Annotated in this window: 5 protein-coding genes; 2 read left to right on the forward strand and 3 right to left on the reverse strand. The window is 73.7% G+C overall.

Annotated elements, in window-relative coordinates:
• Positions 1-225 precede the first annotated feature (225 nt).
• Complete coding sequence (locus VIW71_RS04805) at positions 226-1,740, reverse strand: MFS transporter (RefSeq protein WP_331620697.1); 1,515 nt, start codon at positions 1,738-1,740, stop codon at positions 226-228.
• An 85-nt stretch (positions 1,741-1,825) separates the two neighbouring features.
• On the opposite strand from VIW71_RS04805, the gene VIW71_RS04810 reads away from it, so the two are divergent.
• Positions 1,826-2,251, forward strand: a complete 426-nt coding sequence (locus VIW71_RS04810) for a MarR family winged helix-turn-helix transcriptional regulator (RefSeq protein WP_331620698.1) — start codon at positions 1,826-1,828, stop codon at positions 2,249-2,251.
• A 484-nt stretch (positions 2,252-2,735) separates the two neighbouring features.
• Here the strand turns inward: VIW71_RS04810 and VIW71_RS04815 are convergent, their stop codons facing one another.
• The gene (locus VIW71_RS04815; RefSeq protein WP_331620699.1) at positions 2,736-3,959 is read right to left on the reverse strand and encodes an MFS transporter; all 1,224 of its coding nucleotides are present in this window, start codon (positions 3,957-3,959) and stop codon (positions 2,736-2,738) included.
• Positions 3,960-3,985: 26 nt separating this feature from the next.
• Here VIW71_RS04815 and VIW71_RS04820 point away from each other — a divergent pair, with 26 nt between their 5' ends.
• A complete protein-coding gene (locus tag VIW71_RS04820; protein WP_331620700.1) occupies positions 3,986-5,200 on the forward strand; it encodes an ROK family protein in 1,215 nt (404 codons plus the stop codon).
• A gap of 86 nt (positions 5,201-5,286) precedes the next feature.
• On the opposite strand, the gene VIW71_RS04825 is transcribed toward VIW71_RS04820, so the two are convergent.
• A complete protein-coding gene (locus tag VIW71_RS04825; protein ID WP_331620701.1) occupies positions 5,287-6,249 on the reverse strand; it encodes a DUF2797 domain-containing protein in 963 nt (320 codons plus the stop codon).
• Positions 6,250-6,613: the final 364 nt, after the last annotated feature.

A 6,613-nucleotide genomic window follows, 5' to 3' on the forward strand; every position in this document is an offset into this window, starting at 1 on the left:
AGCGGGCCGCACCGCGACCGATCGCCGCGAGGGCGCCTGCGCCCCGGGCCGGGACGGGGGTGCACCCGACCGCGTACCCGCCGGGAGCGACGTACTCCCGGTGAAGTAACCGGGTTGCCCACAGGCATCGCACGCCGGCCGATCCCAAGCGCGGGCGTGGACACGCGGATCGGCCCCGCGTGCTCCCTCCTCGCGCGGGGCCGATCGTCAGGGGTACGACCGGGCTCAGTCGTGTACCGCGACCCGTTCGGAGTGAGCGGACTCCGCGACCCGCGAGCGTGACTTCGCGTCCGTGGACGAGGCGACCAGGATGCCGTAGGAGGGACGGCGGGTACGCAGGCCGGAGAGGGTGATCAGCAGACCGGCGGCGGCGATGCCGGTGACGACCCACAGGCCGGGCCGGTAGCTGTCGAGTACGGCCTGCTTGTCGACGGCGTTCGCTCCGGGGCCTGAGGTGACCACCGCGGTGACGATCGCGAGGAAGATCGCGCCGCCGACCTGGAAGGAGGTGTTGAGCAGGCCGGAGACCATGCCCTGCTCCTCGTCCCTGACGCCGTTGGTGGCCTGGATGTTGAGGGACGAGTAGGACAGGGTGAAGGCGCCGCCGAGCAGCAGCATCGAGGGCAGGACGACGGCCGTGAAGTCGGGGTGCAGGTTGATCCGCAGGAAGAGCGCGTATCCGGTGACCAGGAGCACGAAGCCCGCCGTGATCACCCGTACCGTGCCGAACCGGTCCACCACCGGACCCATCCGGGTGGACAGGACGGCGACCAGGCCGCCCGCGGGCAGGAAGGCCAGGGCCGTCTGCATGGCGCTGTAGCCGAGCACGTTCTGCATGTACTGGGTGACCAGGAACTGGAACCCGATGTACGAGCCGAGGAAGGTGGCACCGCCGAGGTTGGCGCGGATCTGGCTGCCGGCGCGGAGCACGCCGAGCCGGATCAGCGGGTGCGACGAGCGGTGTTCGATGGTGACGAAGGCGGCCAGCAGGGCGGCGACTGCGGCGAACGAGCCCAGGGTGCGGGCCGAGGCCCATCCGGCGTCCGACGCGGCGACCACGGTGAAGACCAGCAGCAGCATCGCGGCGGTACCGGTGACGGCGCCCGGCAGGTCGTAGCCGCGGCCCTCGTGGCGCTCGCGCGGGTGCTTCGGGATCAGCTTCAGACCGGCGATCAGCGCGATCAGCGCGACCGGCGCGGGCAGCAGCATGGTCCACCGCCAGCCCGCCTCGGTGAGCAGGCCGGAGAGCACCAGGCCCATGGAGAAGCCGGTGGCGCCGCAGCTCGAGTAGATGGTGAGGGCGCGGTTGCGGACCGGACCCTCGGCGAAAGTGGTGGTGATGATGGACAGGCCGGCAGGCGCGGTGAACGCGGCGCTCAGCCCCTTGATGAAGCGGGTGGCGATCAACAGCGAGCCGGAATCGACCAGGCCGCCGAGGAGCGAGGCGACCGCGAAGACGCCGAGCGCGATGAGGAAGACGCGGCGCCTGCCGAGCAGATCGGCCGCCCGGCCGCCGAGCAGCAGCAGGCCGCCGTAACCGAGGATGTAGCCGCTGACGACCCACTGCAGTGAGGAGGTCGACAGGTTGAGGTCCGCGCCGATCGACGGGAGGGCGACGCCGACCATCGACACGTCGAGGGCGTCGAGGAAGAGCGCGGCGCAGAGCACCAGGAGCGTGCCCCACTGCATGGCGGTCCATCGATCTTCGGTGCGGGGGAGGGTTGTGGACGGAGAGGTCATGACCGCCAGAGTACATGCACGCGCATTGAATGCAAGCGCATTTAATGTTCGTGCATGTGGGTCCGTTTTCTGCTACCCTGCCCTCATGACCGGCGACAAGAGTGAGCGGGCGCTCGTGACGGAATGGCGGGAGATCCTCGCCATCCACGCGCGCACCGCATGCGAGATCGACCGTGAGCTGCACCAGTTCGGACTGGGTGCCAGTGACTTCGAAGTCCTCGACCTGCTCGCCGCCGGTTCCCCCCACGACGGCGGCTGCTCCTTCCGTGTCCAGGAGCTCGCCGACCGCGTCCACCTCAGCCAGAGTGCGCTGTCCCGCCTGGTCGCCCGCCTGGAGAAGGAGGGTCTGGTCGACCGCGGCATCTGCAGCGAGGACCGCCGCGGCGTGCGAGTCGCGATCACCGACGCCGGCCGGGAACGGTACGAGCAGGCGCGCCCCGGTCACCGCGCTGTACTGGAGCGGATGCTTCCCAGGGGTGCCGGCGTCCTCGCCGCGATCACGCCTACCTGATCACCACGAGTCCGCCGCCGCAGGTCCACCAGCGATCCGACACCACCTTCGATCGCCTGAGGGATGCCTGCCGGTGCGACAGCAGGGCGTGTCCAGGAGGAGCAGCGCCAAGAAGGCGGCGGCCGCGTACAGGTAGACCGGGAGACGCGCTCCTGGTGCAGGGCCAGATGGCGGTGACCGCCCAGGTCGGGAGGCGCACCGCTGCTCCGGCGGGTGCGTGGGGAGGCGGTTACGGCCTCGGCTGCCGACCAGCATGCTCCCGTACGGTCCGCGGAGCGCCTGTGATGTACGTCGATCCGGTGCGGCACAGGCGCTGCGACCCGGTCCGTCAGACGGGTGCGTCAGACAAGCGCGTTGATCCGGTACATCCGCCCCGCCCGCCCAACCGGTACGTCGATCCCGTGTGTCGACCGCGTACAACGACCACATGTATCAACCACGTGCAACGACCGCGTACAGCGACCGCGTCCGCCGCGCGAGAAGGTCACCCCGGCGCGTGCACCCCCGCATTCCGCACCCCGTACGCGATCCCCGCCGCGACCGCCGCCAGCGCCGCGACCGTGGTCAGTGCGGTCGGCAGGCCGAAGGCGTCGGCGAGGAAGCCGATCGAGGGCGGACCGAGGAGCATGCCGCCGTAGCCGAAGGTGGAGGCGGCGGCCACGCCGCTGGGGCCGGTCAGTTCGCCCGCTCGGGCGATGGCGATCGGGAAGAGGTTGGCGAGGCCCAGCCCGGTCAGCGCGAAGCCGGCCATCACCAGTGGAACGGCCGGCGCCAGCGCGCCGATGAGCATGCCGGCGCAGGCGGTCAGCCCTCCGAGTACCAGGGCGCGGGTCTGGCCGAGGCGCACGAGCAGCACGGTGCCGGAGAGCCGGCCGAGCGTCATGGCCAGCGCCACCGCCGCGTAACCGGCCGCCGCGACACCCGGTCCGCCGTGCAGGTCCTGCTCGATGTGGAGCGGCCCCCATTCGGCGAGCGCGCCCTCCCCGTACGCCGTGCACGCCGCGATCAGGCCGAACACGGTGACCAGCAGGGCGGTGTGCCCGCTGTCACGGGGCGGCGCGGTGTCCCGCCCGGCCGTCCGCACGGAGTGGCGCAGCGGGTGGGCCAGCAGGAAGCGCCCAGCCACAGCGATCGCGACCAGGCCGACCGGGGTGAGCAGTGACAGGTGCGTGGCGGGGGAAAGACGGGGCGCGAGCAGACCGCCGAGCCCCGCGCCGAGCAGGCCGCCGAGGCTGTACGCGGCGTGGAAGCCGGACATCACCGGGCGGCGCAGAGCGGCGACCAAGTCGACGGCGACGCTGTTCATCGCGACGTTCAGTCCGCCGTAGGAGACGCCGAAGAAGACCAGCACCAGGCCGAGGGCGAGGGCCGAATGGGTCCTCGGGGGAAGGGCGATGCTCAGCGCGAGCATGACCCCGGTCGCCACGGTGACGCGTTCGCTGCCGAACATCCGGCACAGCCGCCCGGTGAGCACCATGGTGGCGACGGCGCCGGCCGACACGCCGAGCAGGGCCAGGCCCAACTGTCCGGCGGACGCGCCGACCTGGTCCTTGATGGCGGGGATACGGACGACCCAGCCGGCGAACAGGAAGCCGTCGGCGGCGAAGCATACGGCGAGGGCGACGCGCAGCCTGCGCAGGGCCGGCTCGGCGGGGGAAGTGTGGTGGGATCGGAGGAATACCGCCCCTATTTTGTTTAGCGTCGGCACAAAGTGAGAATAAGGGGGTGACACAGATGCGGACAAGGCTTGAGCGGGGCCGGGGTGCGCTCGGTCCGGCGCTCTCCCTGGTACACACCGGACGGGCGGCGACCCGCGCGCTGCTCACCGCCGAACTGGGGGTGACCCGGGCCACCGCGGGCGCGGTCGCCGCGGAGCTGGAGGCGCTCGGCCTGATCCGGGTCGACACCCGGCCCACCGGAGCGTCCGGCGCGCAGGGCCGCCCCTCGCACCGCCTCGACGTGGCACCCGGCGGGCCTGTCGCGCTCGCCGCGCAGGTGCACGCCGACGGTTTCCGGGCCGCGCTCGTCGGGCTCGGCGGCGAGATCGTCGCCACCGCACCCGGGTCCATGACCGTACCGGCCGACCCCGCGCAGGTGCTCGGCGCGGTCGTCGAGGCCGGGGCCGGGCTGCTGCGGGAGTCCGGGCGGGCGTGCGTCGGCGCGGGGCTCGCCGTGCCCTCCGCGGTCGCCGAGCCCGAGGGCACCGCGCTCAATCCGCTGCACCTCGCGTGGCGCGCGGGGGCGCCGGTCCGCGACGTGTTCGCGGGCCAGATCGCCCGGGTGGGCATCCTCGGGTCCGACGGCGAGCCCATTCCCTCCTTCGTCGGCAACGACGTCAACGTCGCCGCGCTCGCCGAACACCGCCACGGCGCCGGACGCGACGCCCAGCATCTCCTCGTCGTCGCCTCCGGCCACCGCGGCGTCGGCGGCGCGCTCGTGCTGGGCGGACGTCTGCACACCGGCAGCGCCGGACTCGCCCTGGAGGTCGGGCACCTGACGGTCGTCCCGGACGGACGGCCCTGCCACTGCGGCAGCCGAGGCTGCCTCGACGTCGAGGCGGACCCGCTCGCCTTCCTCGAAGCCGCGGGCCGGGCCCCGGGCCCCGAGGTCTCGCTGCTCCAGCAATGCCGGGACCTGCTCCGCACCGAGTACGCCGACGCTTCGGTACGGGACGCCGCGCACGTCCTCATCGACCGGCTGGGGCGCGGGCTGGCCGGGCTGACCAACGTCCTCAACCCGGACCGGATCCTGCTGGGCGGCCTCCACCGCCACCTGCTGGACGCCGATCCCGAACGCCTCCGGGCCGTGGTCGCCGACCGCAGCCTGTGGGGACGCAGCGGCAGCGTGCCGCTGCTGCCCTGCGCGCTGGACTACAACAGCCTGGTGGGGGCCGCGGAGTTGGCGTGGCAGCCGGTGCTGGACGATCCCCTGGCGGTGCTGGGGAACTAGCCGCCACAGGACCGGGGCCGCGTACGGGCGGCCCGCCGCGGCCGGGTCCGCTTCCCGCCGGGCGCCGTCGGCCGCCGCCCGCCCCGTCAGAACAGGGGCTGCGGCTCCTCCACCGCCGGGCGTACGGGCACGGTCGGCACGGTGGAGACGGGCGCGTCCGTACGGACCAGGGGCCAGCCGGCGGCCAGCCGGGCGTCCAGCAGCAGGTGGGCGCCGCCCGTCTCCACGTAGACGTCGTGTCCGGCGACCGCGCGGACCGTGCCGGTGAGGGCGCCGCCTGGCACGAGGGCGGTGACCTCGGCGGTGGGCGGCGGGAGCGGTGGGGTGCGCTGGGCGGTAGGCGGCGGGGGCGTGGTGCTCCGAGTGGTCGGCGGCTGCGTGGTCGGCGGCTGCGGGGCGAGGCCGAAGAGGGCGGCGTGGTCGACGGCCTGGAACGGCCGCAGCCGCAGCGAATCCGGCAGGTGGTCCTGAAGGGCCGTCACCCGCCCGTACAGGGAACGGAGCTCGGCCGCCCGCTGCCCGGCCCCGGGCAGGGTGAACCGCGCGGCGCGCTTCGCGTGACTCGGCATCCGGTCGGGGACGCGCAGGGCCGCGCCCAGTACCGCTTCGGTGCGCCTCGCCGTCATCAGGGGGCCCTCGCCCAGAAAGGTGAAGCACACCGCGGCCTGTTCCAGCAGACGGGTGGAGCCGCGCTGCACCGCGGTGATGCCGACCTTGTGCAGGCCGGGGCCGAAATACGCCAGGTACACGGCGTACGGACGCGGGTCGTCCACCCGGGTGTCGGCCGCGACCGAGGAGGAACGGTCCAGTGCGGCGCACCCCTCGCACTGGTCGCGCCGCGACTCCGGCCGCAGTTCGGCTGTGTGGGGACACGGTGTCCACCGACCGCCACGCCACACCCCCGCGCACTCCCGTGTCGCGCCCGGCTCCACGGCGAGGGCCACGGGCCCGCCGACCGTCAGCGGACTGGCCCGCGAGCCGTGCTCCGGGGCCCACCACGTCCACGACGGGCCCGCGCCCCGCCACCGAAGCCCTGCGCTGCGCCACATACCTCCCACGGTAGGCGGGGCCTCCGACACCCGGGGCTCCGCCGGTTCGCGTCGGGGGCACCCGGTGGGTCCCGTGGCCTTGACGCGAACCAGCGGCGCTCGCGGGTCGTGTCGCGGAACAGCCCGCGCGTCCGCGGATGCGCGGTGTGTCTGGACCGCCGGGTGGCGCCGTCTCGCCTCCCCCGTCGCGCGGACGGTTGGAACCCGGCGGATCCTCCACGCCCCGGCCCCGCGTCCCCTGCTCCTCACGGCCACCCTCGGCACCGCCTCTGCCTGTGGCGCGGTGTCGCCTCCCCGTCGCCCGCGGGGGCAGGGAAACCGCCGGTTCCCCTACCCCCCGGTACGCAGGGCGCCCTGCAGCCCC

This window comes from Streptomyces sp. (assembly GCF_036524955.1).
In the GTDB taxonomy this organism is placed as follows: domain Bacteria; phylum Actinomycetota; class Actinomycetes; order Streptomycetales; family Streptomycetaceae; genus Actinacidiphila.

Excerpts from the sequence above, each read along its gene's own strand:
- VIW71_RS04805 (WP_331620697.1), bottom strand. The coding sequence starts at position 1,740 with ATGACCTCTCCGTCCACAACCCTCCCCCGCACCGAAGATCGATGGACC.
- VIW71_RS04825 (WP_331620701.1), bottom strand. The coding sequence starts at position 6,249 with ATGTGGCGCAGCGCAGGGCTTCGGTGGCGGGGCGCGGGCCCGTCGTGG.
- VIW71_RS04820 (WP_331620700.1), top strand. The coding sequence starts at position 3,986 with ATGCGGACAAGGCTTGAGCGGGGCCGGGGTGCGCTCGGTCCGGCGCTC.
- VIW71_RS04810 (WP_331620698.1), top strand. The coding sequence starts at position 1,826 with ATGACCGGCGACAAGAGTGAGCGGGCGCTCGTGACGGAATGGCGGGAG.